The organism is Nocardia sp. CA-107356 (assembly GCF_050946365.1).
Taxonomy (GTDB): domain Bacteria; phylum Actinomycetota; class Actinomycetes; order Mycobacteriales; family Mycobacteriaceae; genus Nocardia.
Map to the genome: position 1 here is coordinate 290908 of NZ_CP191992.1, position 24027 is coordinate 314934.

General features: G+C 65.6%; 21 protein-coding genes and 3 tRNA genes. 8 read left to right on the top strand and 16 right to left on the bottom strand.

Annotated elements, in window-relative coordinates; translation table 11 throughout:
* Positions 1 to 29: 29 nt before the first annotated feature.
* Both ACQP1G_RS01305 and ACQP1G_RS01310 read right to left on the bottom strand, forming a co-directional pair.
* On the bottom strand, positions 30 to 1679 hold the full coding sequence (locus tag ACQP1G_RS01305) for a DUF2142 domain-containing protein (RefSeq protein ID WP_433197546.1): 1650 nt from the start codon (positions 1677 to 1679) through the stop codon (positions 30 to 32).
* Positions 1676 to 2728, bottom strand: a complete 1053-nt coding sequence (locus tag ACQP1G_RS01310; RefSeq protein WP_433197548.1) for a glycosyltransferase — start codon at positions 2726 to 2728, stop codon at positions 1676 to 1678. The genes ACQP1G_RS01305 and ACQP1G_RS01310 overlap by 4 nt, the downstream gene beginning before the upstream one ends.
* 129 nt (positions 2729 to 2857) lie before the next feature.
* Between ACQP1G_RS01310 and ACQP1G_RS01315 the strand changes: the two genes are divergently transcribed.
* Both ACQP1G_RS01315 and ACQP1G_RS01320 read left to right on the top strand, forming a co-directional pair.
* Positions 2858 to 3385 (top strand): GtrA family protein, encoded by a 528-nt coding sequence (locus ACQP1G_RS01315; RefSeq protein WP_433197550.1) that lies wholly within the window; start codon positions 2858 to 2860, stop codon positions 3383 to 3385.
* Between the two features lie 119 nt (positions 3386 to 3504).
* On the top strand, positions 3505 to 5400 hold the full coding sequence (locus tag ACQP1G_RS01320; RefSeq protein WP_433197552.1) for a glycosyltransferase: 1896 nt from the start codon (positions 3505 to 3507) through the stop codon (positions 5398 to 5400).
* Positions 5401 to 5508: 108 nt separating this feature from the next.
* On the opposite strand, the gene ACQP1G_RS01325 is transcribed toward ACQP1G_RS01320, so the two are convergent.
* The 8 genes from ACQP1G_RS01325 to ACQP1G_RS01360 all read right to left on the bottom strand — a co-directional run bounded on the left by ACQP1G_RS01325 (position 5509) and on the right by ACQP1G_RS01360 (position 13385).
* Positions 5509 to 6012, bottom strand: a complete 504-nt coding sequence (locus ACQP1G_RS01325; protein WP_433209510.1) for an O-acetyl-ADP-ribose deacetylase — start codon at positions 6010 to 6012, stop codon at positions 5509 to 5511.
* A gap of 436 nt (positions 6013 to 6448) precedes the next feature.
* Entirely contained in the window at positions 6449 to 7300 is an 852-nt protein-coding gene (locus ACQP1G_RS01330) for an SDR family oxidoreductase (RefSeq protein WP_433197554.1), read from the bottom strand.
* Positions 7301 to 7486: 186 nt separating this feature from the next.
* Positions 7487 to 8221, bottom strand: a complete 735-nt coding sequence (locus ACQP1G_RS01335; RefSeq protein WP_433197556.1) for a hypothetical protein — start codon at positions 8219 to 8221, stop codon at positions 7487 to 7489.
* Positions 8222 to 8345: 124 nt separating this feature from the next.
* Positions 8346 to 9401, bottom strand: coding sequence for a ribosome small subunit-dependent GTPase A (gene rsgA, locus ACQP1G_RS01340; RefSeq protein WP_433197558.1), 1056 nt, complete (start codon positions 9399 to 9401; stop codon positions 8346 to 8348).
* 203 nt (positions 9402 to 9604) lie between these two features.
* Positions 9605 to 10726, bottom strand: a complete 1122-nt coding sequence (gene glfT1 / locus ACQP1G_RS01345) for a galactofuranosyltransferase GlfT1 (protein WP_433197560.1) — start codon at positions 10724 to 10726, stop codon at positions 9605 to 9607.
* Between the two features lie 71 nt (positions 10727 to 10797).
* The gene (gene wzt / locus ACQP1G_RS01350) at positions 10798 to 11637 is read right to left on the bottom strand and encodes a galactan export ABC transporter ATP-binding subunit Wzt/RfbE (RefSeq protein ID WP_433197562.1); all 840 of its coding nucleotides are present in this window, start codon (positions 11635 to 11637) and stop codon (positions 10798 to 10800) included.
* A 13-nt stretch (positions 11638 to 11650) separates the two neighbouring features.
* Positions 11651 to 12490 (bottom strand): galactan export ABC transporter permease subunit Wzm/RfbD, encoded by an 840-nt coding sequence (wzm, locus tag ACQP1G_RS01355; RefSeq protein WP_433209513.1) that lies wholly within the window; start codon positions 12488 to 12490, stop codon positions 11651 to 11653.
* Positions 12491 to 12785: 295 nt separating this feature from the next.
* Positions 12786 to 13385: a bacterial proteasome activator family protein gene (locus ACQP1G_RS01360; protein WP_433197564.1), complete on the bottom strand. Its 600-nt coding sequence runs from the start codon at positions 13383 to 13385 to the stop codon at positions 12786 to 12788.
* A gap of 228 nt (positions 13386 to 13613) precedes the next feature.
* Here ACQP1G_RS01360 and ACQP1G_RS01365 point away from each other — a divergent pair, with 228 nt between their 5' ends.
* On the top strand, positions 13614 to 14816 hold the full coding sequence (locus ACQP1G_RS01365; protein ID WP_433197566.1) for a cysteine desulfurase-like protein: 1203 nt from the start codon (positions 13614 to 13616) through the stop codon (positions 14814 to 14816).
* A 77-nt stretch (positions 14817 to 14893) separates the two neighbouring features.
* Here ACQP1G_RS01365 and ACQP1G_RS01370 read toward each other — a convergent pair whose 3' ends face one another.
* Positions 14894 to 15898, bottom strand: coding sequence for an NAD(P)H-quinone oxidoreductase (locus ACQP1G_RS01370; RefSeq protein ID WP_433197568.1), 1005 nt, complete (start codon positions 15896 to 15898; stop codon positions 14894 to 14896).
* A 119-nt stretch (positions 15899 to 16017) separates the two neighbouring features.
* Here ACQP1G_RS01370 and ACQP1G_RS01375 point away from each other — a divergent pair, with 119 nt between their 5' ends.
* From ACQP1G_RS01375 to ACQP1G_RS01385, 3 genes are all read left to right on the top strand, one after another.
* Complete coding sequence (locus tag ACQP1G_RS01375) at positions 16018 to 17193, top strand: lactate 2-monooxygenase (protein WP_433197570.1); 1176 nt, start codon at positions 16018 to 16020, stop codon at positions 17191 to 17193.
* Positions 17194 to 17466: 273 nt separating this feature from the next.
* Positions 17467 to 17967 carry a MarR family winged helix-turn-helix transcriptional regulator gene (locus ACQP1G_RS01380; protein ID WP_433197572.1) on the top strand — a complete coding sequence of 167 codons (501 nt, stop codon included), beginning with the start codon at positions 17467 to 17469 and terminating at the stop codon, positions 17965 to 17967.
* Positions 17968 to 18026: 59 nt separating this feature from the next.
* Positions 18027 to 18111: transfer RNA gene (locus ACQP1G_RS01385), tRNA-Ser, on the top strand.
* Between the two features lie 32 nt (positions 18112 to 18143).
* On the opposite strand, the gene ACQP1G_RS01390 is transcribed toward ACQP1G_RS01385, so the two are convergent.
* The 4 genes from ACQP1G_RS01390 to ACQP1G_RS01405 form a co-directional block, all read right to left on the bottom strand.
* Complete coding sequence (locus tag ACQP1G_RS01390) at positions 18144 to 18740, bottom strand: Uma2 family endonuclease (protein WP_433197574.1); 597 nt, start codon at positions 18738 to 18740, stop codon at positions 18144 to 18146.
* 60 nt (positions 18741 to 18800) lie between these two features.
* Positions 18801 to 18873 (bottom strand) — tRNA-Arg (locus ACQP1G_RS01395).
* A 40-nt stretch (positions 18874 to 18913) separates the two neighbouring features.
* Positions 18914 to 19003: transfer RNA gene (locus tag ACQP1G_RS01400), tRNA-Ser, on the bottom strand.
* A gap of 91 nt (positions 19004 to 19094) precedes the next feature.
* Entirely contained in the window at positions 19095 to 19835 is a 741-nt protein-coding gene (locus tag ACQP1G_RS01405) for a dienelactone hydrolase family protein (RefSeq protein ID WP_433197576.1), read from the bottom strand.
* A 96-nt stretch (positions 19836 to 19931) separates the two neighbouring features.
* On the opposite strand from ACQP1G_RS01405, the gene hisC reads away from it, so the two are divergent.
* Positions 19932 to 21014 (top strand): histidinol-phosphate transaminase, encoded by a 1083-nt coding sequence (hisC, locus tag ACQP1G_RS01410; protein ID WP_433197578.1) that lies wholly within the window; start codon positions 19932 to 19934, stop codon positions 21012 to 21014.
* 76 nt (positions 21015 to 21090) lie between these two features.
* Here the strand turns inward: hisC and ACQP1G_RS01415 are convergent, their stop codons facing one another.
* Entirely contained in the window at positions 21091 to 22155 is a 1065-nt protein-coding gene (locus ACQP1G_RS01415) for an alpha/beta hydrolase (protein WP_433197580.1), read from the bottom strand.
* 784 nt (positions 22156 to 22939) lie between these two features.
* On the opposite strand from ACQP1G_RS01415, the gene ACQP1G_RS01420 reads away from it, so the two are divergent.
* Complete coding sequence (locus ACQP1G_RS01420; protein WP_433197582.1) at positions 22940 to 24013, top strand: nitric oxide synthase oxygenase; 1074 nt, start codon at positions 22940 to 22942, stop codon at positions 24011 to 24013.
* The last annotated feature ends 14 nt before the right edge of the window (positions 24014 to 24027 follow it).

A 24027-nucleotide genomic window follows, 5' to 3' on the forward strand; every position in this document is an offset into this window, starting at 1 on the left:
TGTGGGGACGTTGGGAGCGCAGGGGTCCATCAGCCCCAGACGATCGAGTAGTACTTCCACAGCGCGGCGATCAGGGCTACCAGGGTGGCCGCGATGATCGTGATGGCCGGACCCTTGGTCGGGGTCCGGTCGCCGACATCGGTGAGCCGCAATGGCATCCAGCGCAGCAGCACCGCCAGCGCGGCGATCGCCAGCGGCACGAAGTACCGGCCCTGTACGCCATCGATGATGTAGTAGTCGATCGGCGTGAACGACATGTAGAGGGTCACGTAGATCATCGCGACGCTCGCGAGCACGGTCAGCGCGACGATCAGCGTGCGCCGGAAGGTGGCGGTCGCGGTGTTCATCCGATCCGCGATGCCGATGCTCACCGCGAAGGCGAGCAGGCAGGCCAGTATCGACAAGGCGGGCACGTCGATGTAGGCGAAGCCGAGTTCACCGAAGAACTGCATGAACCACCGCTGATCGCGCAGTGCGATGCTCTCGCCGAAGACGTTCACGAAATTCACCGGATCGCTGAGGATTCCGTGCAGTTGATCGCTCGGCCGCACCGAATTCCACTGGTGCTGTGGGCGCATCAGGCCCATACCGTCGGTGGTCGGTCCCGCGATCTTCATCCAGACCGCGAACGCCGCCGCGCCCGATGCCGCGAAACCCCAGGGGATGAAACGCTTCCAGCCGGTATTGCCGCCGAAGGCGAACCGGTCCGTCGGCACCAGCACCACGAGCATGGCGAGCAGTACGTAGGTCGGCTTGCTGACCGGCAGCGCGACGGTCGCGGCCAGTAGCGCGGCGGTCTCGACCCGACCCAGGCCCGCACCCAGGAACAGCGCCTTGACGAGCAATGCGGAGACCAGAATGGCCAGTGCGTTGGTCATCGTATCGGCGGTGACGGTGCCCGCCTGGAAGACTGCGATCGGCAGTACGGCGACGGTGAACGCCAGCCACTGCACTCGGTGCGCGCGCAGGGCGTGGAGGCCGAATCCGACGAGGGCGAGATAGGCCGCCAGACCCGCCAGACGGGTCAGTAGCATCATGGCGCCGACATTGAGCCCGAAGAGCTCGGCGAGCCGAATGCCGATGGCGGCAGGGATATACGGCACCGGAGAGTAGGCGGCGGTATTGGTGAACCAGACCGGTTCCTCGGTATTCGACACCGCGGCGCCCTCGAATCGGGCGTAGCTGCCCGGATCGGCGACCATCGGATCCGGTTCTTCCGGATTGGTGGTGTAATCGTGCAGCGCGTAGCCCATCAGCACGGTGATGCTGGCGGGCACATCGCCGCCGTAGGCGATGCCGCGATCGTCATGAATCCGCTCGGGCAGGAAGCCGCCGTGCGCGACCTGGTAGGCGCGACCGAACTGGGTGATCTCGTCATGGCCCCAGAACGGCGGGGTGATCCAGGCGAACAGCGCGCCGAAGACCGCGACGACGATGGTGAACGCGATAGTCGCGCCGCCGAAGCGGGCCACGATCCGGCCTCCGAGATCGCGCGTCGCCTTGTTCGCGACGTCGTTGGTGCCCGGGGTGCTCGAATCCCGCTCGGTGGCACCGGATTCGGGTGTGGTCGCCGACAGTGCCGTCGAATTCCCGACGGCGACATCGCTATCCGTGGTCCGGACCGGTTCCGGAGTCGAGTCGGTTGCGGCGGTTGCGGTCCGATCCGCCGACGTGGTCAACGCCCGGCTCCACCGGTGCCCGCGTCACCACCGCTGGCGACTGCTTGCAGGTCGCTCGAAACACCACCGCTGGCGACTGCTTGCAGGTCGCTCGAGACGACACCGCGCACATCGTTCACGCCGACAGCCGAGTACCGCAGGTAGACCAGTCGTGCGGCCTCGTGCCGGGAGCGCCGGATGCCATCCAGGATCAGGCCGGCGGTCCAGGCCAGGCTGCCGAGTAGCAGCAGGGTGAAGCCGAGGAACAGCGTCGGGAAGCGCGGCACCTCATGGGTGTTGTAGAACTCGATCACGATCGGGATGGTCAGGATTATCGAGACCAGCCAGCTCAGCGTGCCGAACAGTCCGTAGAACGCGACCGGCCGCTCGTGTCTGGCCAATCCGATGATCAGCGCCAGGATCTTGAACCCGTCGTGGTAGGTCCGCAGCTTGCTCTCGCTGCCCACGGGCCGATCACGGAAGCCGACCGGAACCGCGGTCTTCGGCACCCGCAGGTGCAGGGAATGCACCGTCAACTCGGTCTCGATCTCGAATTCGCGCGAGACGGCCGGGAAGCTCTTGACGAACCTGCGGGAGAACACCCGGAATCCGCTGAGCATATCGTCGACGTTCTCGCCGAACACCTTTCCGACGACGCCGTTGAGCACCTTGTTGCCGGTCTCGTGGCCGGAGCGGTAGGCCGATGGGCCCTCGTCCTGTTTACGCACGCCGAGCACATGGTCGTAGGGACCGTCGAGCAGCGTCTTGATCATCAGCGGTGCGGCCGACGCCTCGTAGGTGTCGTCGCCGTCGATCATCAGATAGATATCGGCCTCGATATCGGCGAAGGCGCGGCGCACTACATTGCCCTTGCCCTTGGTGTGTTCGTGGCGCACGATCGCACCGGCGGCACGGGCCCGCTCGGCGGTCGCGTCGGTGCTGAGGTTGTCGTAGACGTAGACGACGATTCCCGGCACGGCGGCCTGCAGGTCGGCGACGACCTTGGCGACCGAAGCCTCCTCGTTGTGGCACGGCACCACTGCGGCAATTCGGAGCTCGGTGGAGTCCACCCGGTCAATCCTCGATGTCGGCGGTGAATGGGGAACACCGGGAGGGTACAGGGCTGTACCTATTGGTGCTCACTCGGTTCACCGAGCCTACTGGGGTACCGTCGCCGGGTGTCTTATCCGGAGCAGCCCGTGTCATTCTCTGAGCGGTCCGGTTCGCCGACGGTCGATCCGGGGCCTGCGGTGGACGAGCCGCTGGCCGCGAAGGTGATTGCCGCGCTGCGGCGTGGTGGTGCGTTCCTGGTGGTCGGCGCGATCGGGTTCCTCGTCGATGCGGGCACCTACAACCTGCTGGTGTTCTGGGGCGGCGAGGGTGTGCTGTACCACGCGCCGTTGCCCGCCAAGATCATCGCGATCGCCGTGGCCACGGTGGTGACCTACTTCGGTAACAAGTGGTGGACCTTCGCGCACAAGAAATCCGACAACCCCGGTCGCGAGTATCTGTTGTATGCCGTGTTCAACGTGGTCGCTATCGGTCTGCAACTGGGGTGTCTCGGCTTCTCCCGCTACGTTCTCGACCTGTCGTCACCGCTGTCGGATAACATATCCGGCACGCTCATCGGCCAGATTGTCGCGGTGGTATTCCGCTATTGGGCTTACGACAAATTCGTCTTCGTTGATTCGGCGAACCAATCAGCTAATGACGAGCAACATAAATAGTGGCGGTCGCCGGGTTACTGGACAGGCAGTTCCCGAGTCCGGTTGATATCCTCGGCCCGCCGCGAACGGCATCCAGGGGCGGGTCTGTCCCGTCGGCATAAAACGATTTCGAGGACTTCATGGATCAGTCGGCTACCCAGGCCGTTACCGAGACGAATGACCGCCCTTCGACCGCGCCCGCTTCACTGCGCGCCGATCATCAGGCGCCCGATCGGCTGGTGCTGCAGCGCGGCATCTTCACCGGGCCGTCGGCGAAGGTGAGCGACGAGCTGTACGCCGTCGTCAAGGGCCGCGCACATCGGGAACGTCTGGAACTGCGGCTGGAGAAGGGCGCGTCCGCGCACACCAACACCTATTTCGGGCGGTTCGCGGCCAGCTACTGGCAGCGCTGGACCACTGTCACCGAGGTGTGGGCGAGCATGGCGCTCGACGTGACCGAGCGGGCCAGGGTGCGCATCGTCGCCTCCGATATCGCCGGGCATCGCCGGATCATCGAGACCGCCGAGGTTACCGAGAGCGGCCCCCTGACTTTGACCGCACCGCTGGACCAGTACGTCGACGGCGGCGCGTTGTGGCTCGAATTCGATGCGATCGGCGGCGAACTCGGCATCTCCGCGCAGACCTGGACCTCGACCGCGCCCGATCACATGCGCCCGGTCGCCATTGCGATCTGTACCTTCAACCGAGCCGCGGACTGCGCCGAAACAGTGGCCGCACTGGCCTCCGACGCACCGATACTCGAGGCCATCGACGCGGTGTACGTGGTCGATCAGGGCACCGATCTGGTGCAGAATCAGCCGCGCTTCCAGCAGACACTGCCGGTCTTCGGTGACAAGCTGCGATACATCCGTCAGCCGAATCTCGGTGGGGCCGGCGGATTCACCCGCGGTCTCTACGAGGTGTCCGCGGTCAACGAGCACGCCGACGTCATCCTGATGGACGATGACATCCTCTGCGAACCGGAAACGGTATTGCGGCTCAACGCCTTTGCCAATATGACCGTGGAACCGACCCTGGTCGGCGCGCAGATGCTGTTCCTGCTCAACCCGGACTACCTGAACGTCGGCGCCGAGGAAGTGCATCTGCACGAACTCAAGCACGGCCAGAAGGTGCCGAAGGCGTTGCGCAACACCAGCATGCTGAAGAAGAACCAGGAGCGCCGCGTCGACGCGGGATACAACGCCTGGTGGACCTGCCTGATCCCGGCCGAGGTGGTTGCCAAGATCGGCCTGCCGGTACCGATCTTCTTCCAATGGGACGATGTCGAATACGGCGTCCGCGCCCGCGAGAACGGGTTCGTCACGGTCACGCTGCCGAACGCGGCGGTGTGGCATGCCGACTTCTACTGGAAGGACTACGACGACTGGGCGCGCTACTTCAGTACGCGCAACTCGCTCATCGTCGGCTCGCTGCACACCGATCTCGACGGCAAGGCCATTACCCGCCAGCTGTTCCGCAGTCTGGCCGAACATCTGGTCGCCATGCAGTACGGCCTGGTGCACACCACGTTGCAGGGCATCGAGGATTTCCTCCAGGGTCCGAAGATCCTGCGCGACGGTGGTATCGCGGCCCTGGCGGCCGCCCGCACCAGCCGTGCCGACTATCCGGAGACGATCAAACATCCGGCCGCGACCCCGCCGGTCCGCTCGGCGGATATCCAATTGCGCCGCGCCGGTGGCGAACCGAGCCGGGTGACCGCGGTTCTGATCAAGCGGGCCATCACCCAGTGGACCGGCCGCACCCAGCGCGGCCTGATCGGCGTCACCCGCGAGGACGCGCACTGGTGGCACGTCGCGCTCTTCGACCATGTCGTCGTCACCGATGCCTCACAGTCCGGTGTCCGAATCCGCCAGCGCGATAAGGCCCGTGCCCGCGCGCTGCTGATCCGAACCATCCGGGTGCTGCGCCGGTTGTGTCGCGAACTGCCGACCCTCACTCGGCAGTATCGCGCCGCCGTCCCCGAACTGACCAGCCGCGAGAACTGGGAACGCCTCTACGGCATCGAGTCGAACTGAGCCAGCGCCGCGCGCATCGTTGCCCGCCGCGCACGAAGTGACCGGGCGAATCCACGCGCGGCGCACCAGTTGGTGCGCGCGGCGACGGATGACCGGCGACCCGAGTGTTCAGGGGAGTGCGGTTTCGAATGCGGTGTACGCGCGGTCGTCGAAGAGGACGAAGCGCGCTTCTTGTACGGATGTTTGTGTGTGGCGCACGGTTTCGGTAGCGATGCGGGCGCCGTCGTCCAGCGGCCAGCCGTAGATGCCGGTCGAGATGGCGGGGAAGGCGACGGTGCGTGCGCCCAATTCGTCTGCCACCCGCAGTGATTCGCGGTAGCAGGAGGCGAGCAGGGCGGAGCGGTCCTCGGTGGCGGACCAGACGGGGCCGACCGTGTGGATCACCCATCGAGCCCGCAGGTCACCCGCGGTAGTGGCGACCGCTCGGCCGGTGGGCAGCCCTTTGCCGTAGTGCGATGCGCGCAGATCGCGACAGGCGTCGAGAATCGCGGGCCCACCCGCGCGGTGGATTGCGCCATCGACCCCGCCACCGCCGAGCAGCGAAGAGTTGGCCGCGTTGACGATCGCGTCGACCCGTTGCTCGGTGATATCACCGCGGTGCAAGACAATCATGGCAGTACCGGGGCCGCCTGAGATCAGGTGCCGAGCGCGCCCTTCCAATAGCGGCATCAACGCCTGCCGCCAAGCGCCGAGACTTACCATTCCGCTCGACATGCCGCCGTGCGCGAACTCCGGTCGGTGCACGCTGTCCGGTGCGTCTTTCGCATCGAGACGCAACCCGACGACCTGCTCGAAGGTGTTGTGCAGCAGTGCGATCAACTCGGTCGATGCCGATGGCGGGTCGAGACCTTCAACCCGCCTGCGCATTTCCTGCCAGACAAAGGGATCTCCGCGCAGTCCCCATCCTTCGGGCTCTGGTTCGAAGAGCACCGCCAATGTTGGTTTACCGGTCACGAAAGCGACGGTAGCGGCCCGCTCGACCATTTACGGACTGATGGCCCACCCTCGGCCCCATGTGGCGTGTCGAGGGTGGCCCGCAGTCGGAACGTCAGAGGAACAGGTCGGTGGTCAGTTCGGTGTCGCCGGGGACGACCCGGTACTTGTCGAGGTCGGTGATGCCGTGCGCGGCAAGGACTTCGTCATCGAGGAAGAAGTTGCCGCTGGTCTCCTTCGAAGGGGAGGTGAGGACCAGGTAGGCGGCGTCGGCGTAAATATCGGGGGTGCGGGAGGTGGCGATCATCTCCTCGCCGCCGAGCAGATTCTTCACGGCGGCGGTGGCGATGGTGGTGCGCGGCCACAGCGAGTTGACGGCGATGCCGTCACCCTTGAGTTCCTCGGCCAAACCCAGTGTGGTGAGCGACATTCCGTACTTGGCGATGGTGTAGCCCAGTGCCATGCCCGCCCACTTCGGGTCCAGGTTGAGCGGCGGGGACAGCGTCAGGATGTGCGGGTTGCGGCCTGCCGCGGCCGATTCGCGCAGCGCCGGAATGCTGAGCTTGGACAGCAGGAAGCTGCCTCGGCAGTTGATGTCCTGCATGAGGTCGTACTTCTTCATGGAGATGGCGTCGGTGGGGGACAGATCGATCGCCGACGCGTTATTGACGACGATATCGATACCGCCGAAGCGCTCGACCGTCTGCCGCACGGCCTCGGCGACCGACTCATCGATCCGCACATCGCCGACGAACGGCAGCACCGCGCCGCCGGCCGCCTCGAGTTCCGCCGCCGCGGTATGGATGGTGCCGGGAAGTTTGGGATGCGGCTGGTCGGTCTTCGCGATCAGGGTGATATTCGCGCCGTCGGCCGCGGCCCGCTTCGCGATCTCCAGACCGATGCCACGGCTGCCGCCCGACATGATCATCGTCCTGCCCGCGAGCGGCTTGGATCCCGGTTCCGTCATGACCTGCTCCTGTCGTCGTGCCGCGGGTGGGTGCGCCCGCGGCCGTGCTGACCCGTGCGGGCGACCTGCGAGCAGTCGCCAGCGGGTGTTGTGCAGATAAAGCGTAACCCAGGTTCCTATGCAACCAGTTGCATAGGTAGATCGAAGCAGGGGCGTCGGAACCCGACGCCCCTGCTATCGCGGCTGTCAGATGCTGGAGGCTCCAGCGATCAACAGGATGTTCAGCAGGATGATCAATGCCGCGAAGGCCCAGGTGATGTAGATGAAGACGACGCCGGGCGTCTTCTGCGGAACCGGGCCGATCGCGCCGTTGAGGAAGATGATCGCGGGCGGCTTGTAGTAGAATCGCGCGCCCTGACCTTCCTGGATCACCGCCGTCGCATTCGCCGGGCCCATATCGAACAGCCAGGGCGTGGTCACCCGCACGTGGTACTGACCAGGACCGACCGGAATGTGGTTCTGACCCCACCGCGTATTCGGTACCCGCTGACCGTTCACCAGAATCTTCGGCTTGGTGATCGCCAGCAGGAAGGAGAACCATTCATAGGAGGCGTCGACGGTGATTCCGGGCGGGGCCGGGGGCGCACCGTAGGCCGCCTGCTGCGGACCTGCCTGCCCATAGGGCGCGGGTTGCTGGCCGTAGGGCTGCTGCCCATAGGGCGCAGCGGGCTGACCATATGGCTGTGGCTGCGCGAGGTGCGGCTGGCTGCCGTACTGCGGTTGCGGAATATGCGGCTGGCTGCCGTACGGCGGTTGCGGCACCTGCGGTTGGCTGACCGGTGGTTGCCCCGCGGGCGGCGCATACTGCGGTGGCGCACCGTAGGGGTTCGGCGCGCCCTGCGGCGCGGGCTGACCATATGCGGGCTGCCCGGGCCATTGCCCGGGTTGGCCCTGAGGCGGATACCCGCCGGGGTAACTCATCGGAACCCTCCCGTTAGCGATTTGTGCGTGCCGACCCTACCGTGTTGCTGCGCCATCCGCTGGGCCCGATATTTCGCAGGCTGCCGCCATGGGGTCTGCCGCTCTGCGCCGGGATTCGGTCGAATCAGCGCCGCGCGCTTCGCTCCTGGTAGAACTGCCGCTGCTGCTTACGGATATCGCGCCACACCTTCGCGCGTTCGGCCTGCAGTCGCTTATCCGATCGCGCCGCATTCCAGGCGTTTTCGCGTTCGAGCTTGCGGTAGCTGTCGAAGCGGCGCTGGGTGAGCACGCCGTTGTCGATGGCTTCGCGTACCGCGCAGCCGGGTTCCCCATTGTGCGCGCAGTCGTCGAATCGGCACCTCGCCGCGAGGGATTCGATATCGCTGAAGGCTTTCTCGATGCCTTCGGCCGCGTCCCACAGTCCGATGCCACGAAGTCCAGGTGTATCGATCAGCGTGCCGCCGCCGGGCAGCGGCCGCAACTCCCGATGCACGGTGGTATGCCTGCCCTTCTTGTCCACCGCGCGAATGGCGTTGGTGGCAAAGACTTCCTGGCCGAGCAGGGCATTGGCGAGCGTCGATTTTCCGACGCCCGACGGACCGATCAGTGCGACGGTACCGTCGAGCATCGCGGTGAGCACATCGAGTCCGAACCCGTTATCCGCGCTGACCGCGAGCGCGACCGCGCCGGGCGCGACGGCCTGCACCTCGTCGAGCGGAATATCCAGCGCCGCATCCGCTTTGGTGAGCACCACGATCGGCTGTGCGTTGCTCTCCCAGGCCAGTGCGAGCATCCGCTCGATGCGGCCGAGATCGATATCGCCATCGGCGGCACTGCAGATCAGTACGGTATCGACGTTGGCGGCGAGCACCTGTCCCTGTGCACGTCGGTCCACAGCCGAGCGCATGATCGCGCCGCGGCGCGGCAGCAGTTGTCGCACATTCAGTTCGGCATCGATGCTGACCCAATCACCGGTGCACAACCCGCTGATCTCGGAATCCGGTGAATTCGGACGTGGACAGCGGGCGCGTGCGGGTCCAGTCGGCGTCGCGACATCGCATTCGCTGCGATCCATCCGGATCACCCGCGCGGGGACACACTCATCCTCGATGAGCGAGTCATAGTCATTGGCGACGGCTTCGGTCCAGCCGTAAGGGATAAGAAGGTCGTAGTCGACCATGATGGAAGGAGTCCTTCGTCGAGCGCCGAGCCCGAACCGGACTCAGCGAGAGGTATCCGAGGTGGAAGTTCGTGCGGCAGCGTGCGTTCGCACTGCTGACCCGGGCACGACAATCCGAACGTTGCGTGTCACGATCTCCACCTCCTCACTCATCTCTCGACGTTGTTCGCCCACCTTGGCACAGCGCGGAAAACTCGCGCAACCTATTTTTCGTCGGGGGTCTTCGCGCCCGGATCGGGCTTGCCGAACTGCTCGTTGCGGCCCAGGCTGCGCAGGTGGAACCATTCGCGCAGACCGGCCGGATCGCGGCGGGTGACGAGGAAGAACCAGGAGAAGCGGATCCATTCCTGGGGGAGCAGTTTGCGCATACCGGGCTGGGACATCAGATAGCCGCGGTTGCGGTAGGTGAAGTAGCGCTTGACCGGGTCGTCCGGGTATTGCGTGTGCATGCGGCCACCGAGGATCGGTTTGAACTCGGCGGCGCCATTGGGATGCAGATAGGCCGTCTGTAGGCAGGTGCCGAAGGGCAATCCGGAGCGGACCAGCCTGCGGTGCACCTCGACCTCATCGCCGCGCACGAATAGCCGCAGGTCGGGAACGCCGATCAGGTCGACGGCCTTGGCGGAGACCAGTGCGCCGTTGAACAGTGAGGCGATGCCGGGCAGGAAATCCTCATCGCCCAGTTCGGAACGTAGCCGCCGCCAGACCACGCCGCGGCGCAGCGGGAAGGCGAGGCGGTCGGGTTCGTCGATATCGCAGACCACCGGCGATACCTCGACGAGGCCGTACCGTCCGGCGCAATCGAGCAGGGTGGCAAGGACTTCCGAACCGTCGGGGCGGCCGTCGTCGTCGGCCAGCCACACCCAGTCCGCGCCGAGGGTCAGCGCGTGCAGCATGCCGAGCGCGAAACCGCCCGCGCCGCCGAGATTATGGGCCGAGCCGAGGTAGGTGCATTCGAGCGGCTGCTGGGCGACCAGATCCGCGACCTCGGGTTCGTTGGCGTTGTCGACCACGATCAGGTGGTCCACCGGACGGGTCTGGGAGGTAAGGACTTTCAGCGATTCGGCGAGCAGTTCGCGGCGCTTGTGGGTGACCACGACGGCGATGATCTTGGCATCGGGGCCGGTGCCGGCCGGGGTGCGAGCGGCCTCGATCTGTGCGGGCGAGGGGTCGTCGGAGTCGTCGAGCGCGTCGTTCGAGTCCTGCGGTGCCGGGGTGTTCGACTCCGTTGACGCATCGGGGACCTGCGCGGAATCAGTCGGGGGCACGGAGTCGATCGGGGCCGCGGCCCCGCCGTCGATCGGGGCGTTCTGCCGCTCACCCATGCTGTAACCATGTGGCATGATCGGGGGGCCCTCCGTGGTTACGCGGGCTGCCTCCTCCGGGCCCTGACCGCTCATGCCTGATTCCGCTCCAATTCTCGTTCAGCCCCCATTGTCCGTTCCGCTTCCATTTCCCGCAGCACGGTGGCCACATGATTGCCCGCCTCCGGGCCCTCATAGGCACGCACCACTTCTTCGATACCGCCGCGCAAACGGATCTGCCCGTGGTCGATCCACATGGCGGTATCGCAGAGTTGGGCGAGAAATTCGTTGGAATGGCTGGCGAATACCAGGATGCCCGAGCGGGCCACCAGTGATTGCAACCGGATGCGGGCCTTCTTCATGAATTCGGCGTCCACCGCGCCGATACCCTCGTCGAGCAGCAGGATCTCCGGATCGATCGAGGTCACCACGCCCATTGCGAGCCGCACCCGCATACCCGTCGAATAGGTGCGCAGCGGCATGGACAGATATTCGCCGAGTTCGGTGAAATCCGCGATCTCATCGATCTTCGACATCATCTGTTTGCGCGTCTGTCCGAGGAAAAGCCCACGGATGATGATGTTCTCGAAGCCCGAGATCTCCGGATCCATGCCGACGCCGAGATCGAATACCGGCGCCACCCGGCCGCGGATCCGCGCACTGCCGCGCGAGGGTTCATAGATTCCCGAAAGCAGCCGCAGCAGTGTCGATTTGCCCGCGCCGTTATGCCCGACCAGGCCGACCCGGTCGCCCTCTTTCAGCGAAAGGGTGATGTCGCGCAGCGCCTCGACCACCACCACATCGGACTGATTGCGGCCGATCGCGCCGCCCGCCTTGCCCAGGAACGCCTTTTTCAGCGACCGCGATTTCGCGTCGAAGATCGGGAATTCGACCCACGCCTGGCGGGTTTCGATACTCACATGGTCGGTCATCGGGCCCGATCTCCTATACCCAGTACGGCACGCGCGAACGGTACTGCTTCATCGCGAAGATCGCCACGATCCAGCCGACCACGGTGATGGCGCCGACGATCACCCAGTGATACAGATGCTGATCGTCGCCGAGCAGCGGTGCCCGGACGATCTCCAGATAGTGGAAGGTCGGCACGATTTCGGCCAGCTTCGCGCGCTCACTCACCTGCCCGCCCTGCGCGTGGAGACTTTTCGTATTCCACATGACCGGAGTCAGCACGAACAGCATCAGGGTGAGGCTGCCGAGGATCGGCGCGATATCGCGGTAGCGGGTGCTGAAGATGCCGAACACGATCGAGACCCACATCGAGTTGAGGAACAGCAGCCCGAGCGCGGGAATGGCGAAAATGGCGGTCCAGTGCAGATTTTCCCAGACGCCGAACGCGACGAGCACCACCAGATAGATCAGCATGTTGTGCGCGAAGAACAGCAGCTGCCGCCAGACCAGGCGATAGACGTGCACGCTCAGCGCCGATGGCAGCTGTTTGATCAGCCCCTCGTTGGCGATGAACACCTCCGAGCCCTCGAGGATGCTGGCCTGGATCACATTCCAGACGATGATGCCGACCGCCACATATGGCAGATAGGCCTTGATCGACTGGTCGAGCAGCGCCGCGTACAGAATGCCGATCGCGGTGGCCTGCACACCGGTCGCGATGGTGATCCAGAACGGACCGAGCACCGATCGCCGGTAGCGCTGCTTGATGTCCTGCCAACCGAGGGAGAGCCATAGTTCGCGCTGGGTGAAGCCGCCGCGGAAGTCCTTGAACGCGCGCCCGAAGGTCTGCGAGTCCGAGATGATCGGTGTTTCGATCGCCGCGGGCTGTGCGTCATCGGCGTGCTCGGTCGACGGATCGACCGGGTTCTCATCCGCTGCTGCGGTGTTCTGGTCAGGTCGCACGGCTTCGGGACTTTCGTCGGAACGTGCTTGGCTGGTATCTGAACGCACTGAACTCTCTTCAGGACGATCCGGGCTCTCTTCAGGACGCGCCGTACTCACGTCGGGAACCGAGTCGGGGCGAGCGGCAGCGGACGGCACGCTGCACGACACTACCCTCGTAAATTCCGACCGACCCGGCTGGCACACGCTGGCCGGGGCTCAGCGACGCTTAGAGATATTGTCCGGCGCCACCTGTCGCCGGGTTCCCGCGTGGGTCGGTGGCGTGGATGCCGGGCGGCAGCGCACCCTGACGCATCTGCTCCAACTGCGCCCGCGCCGCCATCTGCTGTGCGAACAGTGCCGTCTGAATGCCGTGGAACAGACCCTCCAACCAGCCGACGAGCTGGGCCTGAGCGATGCGCAGTTCGGCATCGGAGGGGATGGCGTCATCGGTGAACGGCAGGGTGAGCCGCTCGAGCTCCTCGCGCAGCTCCGGCGCCAGGCCCTGTTCGAGTTCGCGCACCGAGGATTTGTGGATCTCGCGCAGCCGGGTACGGCTGGCGTCGTCCAGCGGAGCCGCGCGCACCTCCTCCAGCAGCTGCTTGATCATGGTGCCGATACGCATGACCTTCGCGGGCTGCTCGACCATATCGGCCAGCGACTCCTCGGCGTCGTCCTTATCGTCCGTATTGCCGGATTTCTCGCCGCCGTCGGTGACGACCTGCGCCGTGAAAGGCGTATCCGAGCCGGACTCCGCCGGGATGGCCAGCGGCCTGCCGTCGGGCCCGATCACGACAATGGATTCCGGTGCTCCGTCCGATTGCGTCATGGTCCCCATCATGTCGCGTCCACCGCGAACGCGCTAAGTCGGTCGCGTTCGATCAGGTCACCGGGTCGATGCCGCGGCCGCGAGGCGGCGTCTATTCTGTTCGGGTCGTGTGGTTCGGATTTGCTGAAAGTCGGTTGCCATGCTGAGTCCCAGTTCACTGCACCTCCGCCTGCCGGTGAGGGGGAACGCGGTTACCCAGGCTCGCCCGCTGCCCTTAGAGTGGCCAACATGACTTACGACGTCGCGAGGGTTCGGGGCCTGATACCGTCCCTGGGCGACGGCTGGATCCATCTGGACCCGCAGGCCGGAATGCTGGTCCCGGATTCGGTATCTCGTGCCGTATCAACAGGTTTCCGAACCTCCTCGTTTTCCCATATCGGCCGCAACGGTGCCGCCGTGCGCAGTGCCGCGATTCTGGACGCGGCCCGCGAGGCCGTCGCGGATCTGGTCGGCGGTGATCCGGCGGGTGTCGTTCTCGGACCGGACCGCGCGGTTTTGTTGGCCTGGTTGGCGGAGTCGCTGAGCTCGCGCCTGGGTCTCGGCACCGGGATTGTGCTGTCGCGGTTGGACGATGAGGCCAATGTCGCGCCGTGGTTGCGGATCGCGAATCGCTACGGCGCCCATGTGCGCTGGGCCGAGGTCGAAATCGAGACCTGTGAGATGCCGTCGTGGCAGTTCGAGGAATTGATCGGCCCGACCGCCCGGCTGGTCGCGCTGACCGCCGCGTCGCCGATCGTCGGTTCCGCGCCCGCAGTGCGGGTCGCGGCGGATCGGGTGCACGAGGTGGGTGGGCTGCTCGTGGCCGACTGCTTCGGCGCCGCACCCTATGCCCTCATTGATATCGACGAACTCAATGCCGATGTGGTCGCGTTGAGCGCACCCGCATGGGGTGGTCCGCAGATCGGCGCGCTGGTCTTCCGAGATCCGGCCTTCCTGGACCGGATTCCGTCGATGTCGTTGAACCCGTACGCGAAAGGCGCCGAGCGCCTCGAGGTCGGCGGCCATCAATACGCACTGCTCGCCGGGCTGACCACCTCCATTGATTTCCTCGCGGGTCTGGACGAACGCGCCAGGGGTTCGCGGCGCGAGCGGCTCGAAATCTCCATCACCTCGCTGCAGGACTATCACGATCAACTCTTCGAGCATCTGATGGATGTGCTCGACAAGATCGCCAATCTGACCGTGATCGGTCGCGCCTCCACTCGCATCCCGACCGTCAGTTTCACCTTGGCGGGTATGCAGGCAGAGAAGGTCGCCGCCAAACTCGCCGACGCCCGCATCGGCACCCTCAGCGGCGTACACGGCGGCAGCCGCCTACTCGACGCCCTTGGCGTCAACGACGAGGGTGGCGCCGTAACCGTCGGCTTGGCCCCCTACACAACAAATTTCGAAATCGACCAACTGGGCCGCGCCCTCGCCGCCTTGGAGTGACCTGCCATCCGTCGACGGTAGTCACAGGGTGGCCCCCTGCCGGCTCGAGAGCGACTCTTCGACTGCGCTCGAAATTTCTAGGCGTCGTGGATGTTCAGGACTACCTTGCCGAAGGTTTCGGGGGAGTCCAGGAGGCGGTGTGCTTCGGGGGCTTCGGTGATGGGGAGTTCGGCGTGGATGACCGGAGCTATTGTGCCGTCGGCGATCAGGGGCCAGACGTGGCGGTTCAGGTCGGCGATGATGGTCGCCTTGCTGTTGGCGCCGGTGGTGGGGCGGTTGCGGACGTTGTTGGCATGGATGGTGCCCCATTTGGACAGCAGCACAGCGAGATTCAGTTCGGCGGTGATGCCGCCCTGCATGCCGATCACAACCAGGCGGCCGTGCTGGGCGAGTGCCTCGACGTTGCGCGAGAGATAGGCGGCGCCCATGATGTCGAGGATGATGTCCGCGCCGGGGCCGCCCGCGCCGGACTCCTCGGCGCGGATCGCGGCCACGAAATCGTCCTCGCGGTAATTGATCAGCACGCTCGCGCCCAATTCGCGGCACCGCTTCAGCTTCTCGGTCGAACCCGCGGTCACCGCGACGCGCGCGCCGAGGCTCACCGCGACCTGGATGGCGTGCGTGCCGATTCCGCTGCCACCGCCGTGGATCAACACCAGCTGACCGGCATGTAGGCCGGCGGTCATCGCGAGGTTCGACCATACCGTCGCGGCCGCCTCGGGCAGCGCGGCCGCGGCGGCCAGATCGAGCCCATCGGGCACCGCCAGCACCTGGGTCGCGGCGACCACGACCTTCTCGGCATATCCGCCCCCGGACAGCAGCGCGCACACCCGGTCGCCGACCCGCCACTCCCGCACGCCGTCGCCGACTTCGGCGATAACGCCCGAACACTCCAACCCCATGACCTCGCTGGCCCCCGGCGGTGGCGGATAGAACCCCTGCCGCTGCAGTAGATCCGCGCGGTTGACTCCGGCCGCGGCAACCTCGATCAGCACCTCCCCGTGCCCCGGCACCGGATCCGCCGCCTCGCCCCACTCCATCACCTCGGGCCCACCGAACCCGTTCAGCTTGATAGCGCGCACCGCCCTATCCTGCCCCCGCCGCCGCCGGCCCGCATCCGAACCCTGGCAACGCTGCCCGCTGCGGCGGAAATACGGTGAGCACGCTGCGGAAATGAGGGTGGGGGACTAGCGTTCCCGGCGTGAGCAGCTTCGTCGACTTCCAGAACGAGATCTACCTGGGCGGGCTGGGTGGGACGGTGCCCGAACTGCCGGTGACGGCCGCGGGTTTGGAAGAGCGGGCGCGCGAAGTTGTCGATGCGGACGCCTTCGCCTATGTCGCGGGGAGTGCGTCGGCGGAGCGGACGGCGGCGGCCAATCGGGCCGCGTTCGACCGGTATCGGATCGTGCCGCGAATGCTGCGCGGCACCTCGGGCCCTGGTGCCCGCGATCTATCGGTGGAGGTGCTCGGGACGCGGCTGGCCGCGCCGGTACTGACCGCACCGGTCGGTGTGCTGGAACTGCTGCACAAAGACGGCGAGGTGATCGTCGCGGAGGTCACCAAGGAACTCGGCATCGGCACCGTACTGTCCACGGCGTCCTCGTCCACCATCGAGGACGTCGGTGCCGCGGCCGGTGACTGGTGGTATCAGCTGTACTGGCCCGCCGACGACGAACTGGCCAGATCCTTCGTCGAACGCGCCGAGCGAGCGGGCGCGACGGCGATCGTCGTCACCGTCGACACCCCGAGCCTCGGCTGGCGGCCGCGCGATCTGGAGCTGGCGCATCTGCCGTTCCTGCACGGCAAGGGCATGGCCAACTATTTGTCGGATCCGGTGTTCCTCGCGAAGCTGTCGACACCGCCGCAGCAGAGCGAGGACGCGATGCGGGCCGCGATCCTCACCTGGACCGGCCTGTTCGGCAACCACGCGCTGCGCCCCGCGGACCTCGCCCGCCTGCGGGAATGGACCGATCTGCCGATTGCGGTGAAGGGCATCCTGCACCCGGACGACGCCCGCCAGGTGGTGGACGCGGGCGCCGACGCTGTGGTGGTCAGCAATCACGGCGGCCGTCAGGTGGACGGCGCCATCGCCGCGCTCGACGCTCTACCCGCCGTGGTCGCCACCGTCGGCGATCGCGCGGACGTGCTGTTCGACTCCGGGATCCGCACCGGCTCGGATGTGCTCATCGCGCTGGCACTCGGCGCGAAGGCGGTGCTGTACGGGCGACCGTGGGCGTACGGTCTCGGCATCGCCGGTCGCGCGGGGGTGCGGCACGCGCTGCGGCTGTTGCTCGCGGACTTCGATGCCGCAATGGGGTTGTCCGGCTGCGCGAACCCGGCCGGGCTGGACCGCTCGCTGATCGCGACAATGCGCTGAGTCGCGACATCGGGTATCGGACTGCTCCGTCGCTGGCCCCCGAGCCAGGACGATTGCGTATCGGTTCGCTCGGTCTGTGCGACATGTGCCGGATTCGGCGAGGTGCAGGCTTGCCGAGTTTGTTCGATTGTGTGTCGGTTCGCTTGGTCAGCGCGTCGCGTGCCGGATCAGGCGACTGCGCGGATCGCCGGAGTCTGCAGGTTCGGCGGGTTTGTTCGATCGCGCGTCCAGGTGATTCAGGGCAGGCGTTTCCCCAGTTCAGACGGGTTTAGAATGGAACACGTGCAACCCGAACCAAGCAGTGACGCGTCCGTCGAGCCGAGATGGCTCTCATCGTCACAGCAACGTGCCTGGCGGGCATACATGGACGGCAACCAGCGCTTGGCGACGGCGCTCAACCGTCAGCTGCAACGCGATTCCGATCTCACCCTCGCCGAATACCGAATTCTCGTCCTACTGTCCGAGGCCCCCGACCGCTCACTGCGCATGAGTGAACTGGCCGACGGCGTGCTGTCCTCCCGCAGTCGGCTCACCCACCAGATCCGCCGCCTGGAGTCGCAGCGGATGGTGCGGCGCAACACCTGCCTCGAGGACGGCCGCGGCGTACTCGCCGAACTCACCGACGAGGGCATGCGCCGCTTGGAGGCCGCCGCCCCCGGCCACGTCGAGGCCGTCCACCGCAACTTCATCGATCTGATCGACCCGCAACAGCTCGAGATCGTCGGCGACGTCTTCACTCGAGTCGACCGAACGATCGACGGCAACGCCGACTGACCTCACGACGCCCTACCGATCGCCAAGAGCTTCAGCGCGGCAGGTACTCTCGTGGATCTGGAGACGTGGCAGAGCGGCCGAATGCACTCGCCTTGAAAGCGAGCGTCGCGAGAGCGACCGGGGGTTCAAATCCCTCCGTCTCCGCAACAGTTTTCGTGGGGTATTCCCAGCAAGAATCAAACCACCGACGGTGCGACTTCGAGATCTTGCCACAGGATCTCGAGCGGAAACGGATCGGTGAGGGAGACGGCCACCGGCCCCATGTCCCGGTGGGTGGTGCCGATATGGGTGTAACGGCCTTTGCGGCCGGACAGCGCGTAGCGCTCGATGGTTAAAGCTCTGACCTTGTCGACGCTGATGAGCCAGTAGTGCGGAATGCCTGCGTCACCGTAGTCGCTCATCTTGTGGACACGATCTCGACGGACCGACCAGGTGGACAGCACTTCGGCGACGATCACACAGTGCTCGGCCGCGAGTTGCTCGCACCCGGGTATATATCTGTGCAGCACCACATCTGGCTTGCGCGCGGTGGGTGGAACCTCCCAGAGCAACACATCCACTTCGGTGTTGGTCTCGTAGCAGGAGTCGTTGCCGGTACGCATCTCGGCTACCGCAGCGCCCTCCAGAGCGAGGGATAACCGCGTACCGACCTTCTGGTGTTCCCGGCTCCGCTGCTCACGAGGCACGATGAAACCGTCAACGATCTCTAGGTCGCGCCGGATGGCCTCATCGAGGTCGAGGTATTGCTCCCAGGTGTGGGCCGAGGCTGTCATCCATGCCAGCTGAGGGTCACACAGCCTCCAGGGCGATGGGCACCCATGTGTAAATAAAAGTGCGCCCGAAGGGATTCGAACCCCTAACCTTCTGATCCGTAGTCAGATGCTCTATCCGTTGAGCTACGGGCGCATGCCTGTGTTCAGTTATATAGACCCGGCGAACCGGGGTGTGGCGGAGGCGAGAGGATTTGAACCTCCGGTCCCCGTGAAGGGACAACTCATTAGCAGTGAGTCCCATTCGGCCGCTCTGGCACGCCTCCTGGAGCCTTCTCTTCGAGGGCACCGGTCCTTTCGAACCGCCGATCACGAAGGTTACAGCAGCCACCGTCCAGATCGCAAAACGCCAGGTAATCACCGAAGATTGCTATCGAACCAGTCGAAGATCCGGCTCTGGGAATCGCTGTGTTCGTAGTCTTCGTCGGGGCCGGATCGGTCGGCACGGTGGTGCAGGCCGGGATAGGTCACGACGAGGCTGGCGACTGCCGCGCGGGCGGTGGCATCGCGGAGTTGGTCGACCTGGCTGGGCGGGGTGTCCGGATCGTCGGAGCCGAAGAGGCCGAGCCAGGGCGCCTGCAGGTTCGGGGCCGCGCGGATGAGGGCATCGGCTTGGTCGGTGAGCGGTTCGATGATGCCGGATGCGGCGACACTGACCGCGGCCCCGACCGGGCGGTTGGTCGCGACGAGGAAGGCCGCGGTGCCGGCGTGATCGAAGCCGAGTACGCCGATGCAGTCGGGGAAGACGCCGCGGCGGGTGAGCCAGTCGAAGCAGGCGTCGAAGTCGTCGAAGAGTTCGTCGCCGAATACTTCGTCTGCGGGTTCGCCGTTCACGCGATGGAACAGGTTGGGCGCGACGACCGTCCAGCCCTCGGTCGCCAGGGATTTCATGAGTTCCAGCAATGGCCCGGTGAACTCCCGGGCTTCGTGCAGCACCACGATGCCGCCGCGCGCGTTGCCCTCCGGCTCCGCCACGGTGATGGGCACCTGAACGTTGGCGGTCCGGCGTGGATCGTCGGTCGATGAATGTGAGTCCGAACCGGAAATGATGTCGTCGCGACTACGTAGTAGCGCAATATCGTCGTAAATACCCGACATGGAACCAGGGTAGGTGGATCTGCTGATCTTCGCGAGAAATTGCACGTGAGCGGCCCTGAGGCCGAGAATTTCCGGTACGCGGCCTATGGTTGAAGCGTGACAGCGCACATCCGGCCGGACCTCGATTCGATCCCGGCGTACGTCCCCGGCCGCAACCATCCCGGCGCGGTCAAGCTCGCCAGCAACGAGACCACCTTCGGTCCGCTTCCGGCCGCCGCGAAGGCCATTGCCGAGGCCGCCGAATTGGCCAATCGGTATCCGGATAATCAGGCCACCGAACTGCGTGCCGCCATCGCGGACTTTCTCGGCGTCTCTTCGGCGAACGTCGCGGTCGGCTGCGGCAGTGTCGCGCTGTGTCAGGAGTTGGTGCAGATCACCTGTGACGCACCGACCGACGAGGTGCTCTTCGCCTGGCGCTCGTTCGAGGCGTATCCGATCGTCACCCAGGTCGGCAATGCGACCGCCGTGCAGGTGCCGCTCACCCCGGGGCATGTGCACGATCTGGATGCGATGGCCGCCGCGGTCACCGAGCGCACCAAGCTGATCTTCGTCTGCAATCCGAACAATCCGACCGGCACCGCGATCGGCGCGGCCGAGCTGGTGCGTTTCCTGGACGCGATTCCGGAGCATGTGCTGATCGTGTTGGACGAGGCGTATTTCGAGTACATGCGACTCACGCCCGAGCAGCGTCCGAATGGTGTGGAGCTCGGGCGGAATCGGCCCAATGTCGTTGTGCTGCGGACCTTCTCCAAGGCGTACGGTCTGGCCGGATTGCGCGCGGGCTATGCGGTCGGCGATCCGGCCGTGATCACGGCGCTGATGAAGGTGCACATCCCGTTCAGCGTGAACCGGGTCGCGCAGGCCGCCGCGATCGCCTCGCTGGAGGCGCGGCACGAACTGCTCGACCGCACCGACAATCTCGTCGTCGAACGTGACCGGGTGCGCGACGCGCTGCTCACGGTGGGCTACCAGGTGCCGCCGAGCGAGTCGAACTTCCTGTGGCTGCCGCTGGGCGAGCGCAGTGCCGAATACGGTGAGGTCAGCGCGGAGGCGGGTGTGTTGTTGCGGCCGTACAGCACCGACGGCGTGCGGGTGACCACCGGTGATTCGCACGAGAACGACCAGTTCCTGCGGTTCGCGACCGATCCGGATGTGCTGGCGCGCTTCGGAATCAGCTAGACGCCCAGAATTCTCGGACTGCCCAGCAGCCTCGAGACATACAGCAGCCTCGAACCGCCCAGCAGCCGCACAAGCGTCACACGCCGAGCGCTCGCGAGATCGTCGGCCACGATTGGCCCAGCTCGTCGGCCCAGTACGGCCACGAGTGGGTTCCGGTCGCCCGGAAGTTGGCGGTCACCGGAATCCCGAGCGTGGTGAGCCGGTCGACCAGCCTGCGGGTGCAGAGATTGGTCGCAGCCTCGAGCGGGCCGCCGAAACCGATGGTGCTGACCACGTCCGGGTTGTTCGGAGTGTCGTATCGGCCGGGCATACCGCTGCCTACCGACAGATAGATCGCCTTGCCGCGCAACGCTTCCGCGTGCAGCAGCACGTCGTGGTCGAGCCAGGTGGGATCGCGCTGATCGCCGAACATATTGTTCGGCGCGCCGCCATAGGTCGCCACCACCGCGCGGGCCTGCGCCTGTCCGAGATCGGTGCCCATGGAGAAGCAGCCACTGTGCCCGGCCACCGCCGTGTACAGCTTCGGCTGCCGGAAGGCCAGCATCATGGCGGCCTCGGCGCCCATCGAGACGCCCATGACGGCATTGCGCCCGTTGCCGTTGAACTTCGCGTCGATGAGCGGCGGAAGTTCGCGGGTCAGGAAGGTTTCCCACATATTGGTGCCGAGCACCGGATCCGGGTGCTTCCAGTCGGTGTAGAAACTGGCCGGGCCGCCGACCGTCAGCACCACATTGACGTCTTTGTCCTCGAAGAACTGGACCGCGTGGCCGAGTTCGGTCCAGTTATTGCTCTCCGCCTCGGCGCTGCGCCCGTCGAGCATGTACACGGTGGGCCGCGGGTGATTCTGCTCGCGCGGGAGCAGTACCTGCACCTCGACGGCGCGGCTCATCGCCGGTGAGTTCACCCATACCCGCAGCCATCGGTCGTTGATGGGCACGATGTGATCGATCGAGAGTTGCGTCACGCCTGGGACGGTCGGCGCCGCGGGATCCGGACCGTCGGCCGATCCGGTATTGGGTCGGAGGCTGTTCCCGGGAGCTGCTAGTCCCTGCGGGGCACCGAATACGGCCACACCGGCAATCAGTGCGATGCTCACGATTGCGCTGGAGACCCAACGCCGCACCTCGCGTCGAGACAGCATGGCGACCATCCTGCCAGAAACGCGACGGACGGCACGCCACCCATGGCCGCGCCGGTCAGTGTGTGATCCGCGCCACTGTTGCGCGCTGGTCCGTGGTAGGTCACGCTGCCGGCAGCGTTCTACTCCGGCGAAGGGTCACACCCCCGCGGCGATCGCCCACGTCGCCGCTAACAGTCCGACCACGATGTAGCCGAGATCACCCAGCTCGAGATTTCCGATCCGTGTGACGATCCCGAGTTCGTCCGGCCCCACTGCTGGACGAACCGAACCGATAACCCTACTGCGGCAACAACGTACAGGTCGGTCGGGTTCAGTCGGATCGGCAATTGGTTGCCAGTGTCGGGCAGTGTTTCGAGCATGCGTCGGCAGATTTCGAACAGGCAATACGTCGAATTCAGGCACACGGCCAGCACACCGGTCCTACCCTTCTATACGGGTCTTCTCGGGCGTCGATGAGGGCGGGCATGATCGTTGACAGCAAACATCAGCAGCCAGGTCATGCTGCTGTGCGCGCGGACGGCAACTCGTCGGCCTGCTCGGCCCCGCCTACCGATCGGTCTCCCGTCTTCGGAGGCCCCGCAACGTGGAAGCTAACTCGCGGCCCTCCCGTGCGGCCGGTGTCAGCTGCGCTCCGCGCGCGAATTCTCTGCTCGATCAATGCCTGTCTGTGTAGCCGCAGTACCTGATGCCCGACCGGAGAAGTACCGTGAACCAAGCGTTACCAGTCGTGTCGCTCGAAAGCGCCGCTGACACAAAGCCTTTCGGTCTCGATCTGAAAAGGCGAATGCGTGAATGCGATGAGTTCTTCCGATTGCCCGAACTCGCGCACTTATCTCCGCAACGCCGCCGCACCGCGTTGGAACAGCTCCAACAAACCGGCAGCTACGTGCAGACCGCCGAGGAGATCCTCATCGGCGCCAAGCTCGCGTGGCGCAATCACGCCCGCTGCGTCGGGCGAAAACACTGGCGATCACTGAAGTTGCTCGACGCACGGCGGGTGCGCTCGGCCCGCGACCTCGCCGAGGTCTGCTGGCAGCACCTGCATATGGCGACCAACGGCGGCGCCATCCAATCGATGATCACCGTCGGACCACCGCGCCAGGCCGATGGCCGCGAATTCCGGATCGTCAGCCCACAACTCATCCGCTACGCCGGATACCGCAACGGTGACGGGACGGTGACCGGCGACCCAGCCAATATCGCGATCACCGAATTCGCCATGAAACTCGGCTGGCGCGGCGCGGGCACCCCCTTCGACATCCTGCCGGTGCTGATCAGCACGCCGGACGAGCCGATCCGCTGGTTCGACATCCCGCCCGAGTTGGCCCGCGAGGTCGAGCTGGAGCATCCGGAGTTCGACTGGTTCGCCGGACTCGGCCTGAAATGGCACGCACTGCCCGCGGTTTCGAATATGAACCTGGAAATCGGCGGCATCACCTACCCGTTCGCGCCGTTCAACGGCTGGTACATGGGTGCCGAGATCGGCGCGCGCAATCTCAGCGATACCACCCGCTACAACATGCTGCCGCTCATCGCCGAAATGATGTGCCTGGACACCAGGAGCGAACGCTCACTGTGGCGCGATCGAGCACTGGTAGAACTGAATCGCGCAGTGCTGCACAGCTACCGGAAGTCGGGGGTGTACATCGTCGACCATCACACCGTCGCCAAACAGTTCTGCGACCACGTCAACCGGGAGCAGGCCGCGGGCCGGAAATGCCCGACGGACTGGAGTTGGGTCAACCCGCCGATCTCATCCGGTCTGACCCCGACCTTCCACCGCTACTACGACGAACCAGAACCGGACCTGCGGCCCAACTTCGTGGGCCGGGATTTCGGCGGTGAGGCCGGAATCTGATCGTCATTTTGCCA

What these genes read in the sequence shown, in the direction of transcription:
- ACQP1G_RS01320 (WP_433197552.1), top strand. Translation starts at nt 3,505, where the DNA reads ATGGATCAGTCGGCTACCCAGGCCGTTACCGAGACGAATGACCGCCCT.
- ACQP1G_RS01325 (WP_433209510.1), bottom strand. Translation starts at nt 6,012, where the DNA reads ATGATTGTCTTGCACCGCGGTGATATCACCGAGCAACGGGTCGACGCG.
- ACQP1G_RS01330 (WP_433197554.1), bottom strand. Translation starts at nt 7,300, where the DNA reads ATGACGGAACCGGGATCCAAGCCGCTCGCGGGCAGGACGATGATCATG.
- ACQP1G_RS01335 (WP_433197556.1), bottom strand. Translation starts at nt 8,221, where the DNA reads ATGAGTTACCCCGGCGGGTATCCGCCTCAGGGCCAACCCGGGCAATGG.
- rsgA (WP_433197558.1), bottom strand. Translation starts at nt 9,401, where the DNA reads ATGGTCGACTACGACCTTCTTATCCCTTACGGCTGGACCGAAGCCGTC.
- glfT1 (WP_433197560.1), bottom strand. Translation starts at nt 10,726, where the DNA reads ATGGGTGAGCGGCAGAACGCCCCGATCGACGGCGGGGCCGCGGCCCCG.
- wzt (WP_433197562.1), bottom strand. Translation starts at nt 11,637, where the DNA reads ATGACCGACCATGTGAGTATCGAAACCCGCCAGGCGTGGGTCGAATTC.
- ACQP1G_RS01360 (WP_433197564.1), bottom strand. Translation starts at nt 13,385, where the DNA reads ATGACGCAATCGGACGGAGCACCGGAATCCATTGTCGTGATCGGGCCC.
- ACQP1G_RS01365 (WP_433197566.1), top strand. Translation starts at nt 13,614, where the DNA reads ATGACTTACGACGTCGCGAGGGTTCGGGGCCTGATACCGTCCCTGGGC.
- ACQP1G_RS01380 (WP_433197572.1), top strand. Translation starts at nt 17,467, where the DNA reads ATGGAACACGTGCAACCCGAACCAAGCAGTGACGCGTCCGTCGAGCCG.
- ACQP1G_RS01390 (WP_433197574.1), bottom strand. Translation starts at nt 18,740, where the DNA reads ATGACAGCCTCGGCCCACACCTGGGAGCAATACCTCGACCTCGATGAG.
- ACQP1G_RS01405 (WP_433197576.1), bottom strand. Translation starts at nt 19,835, where the DNA reads ATGTCGGGTATTTACGACGATATTGCGCTACTACGTAGTCGCGACGAC.
- ACQP1G_RS01415 (WP_433197580.1), bottom strand. Translation starts at nt 22,155, where the DNA reads ATGCTGTCTCGACGCGAGGTGCGGCGTTGGGTCTCCAGCGCAATCGTG.
- ACQP1G_RS01420 (WP_433197582.1), top strand. Translation starts at nt 22,940, where the DNA reads ATGCGTGAATGCGATGAGTTCTTCCGATTGCCCGAACTCGCGCACTTA.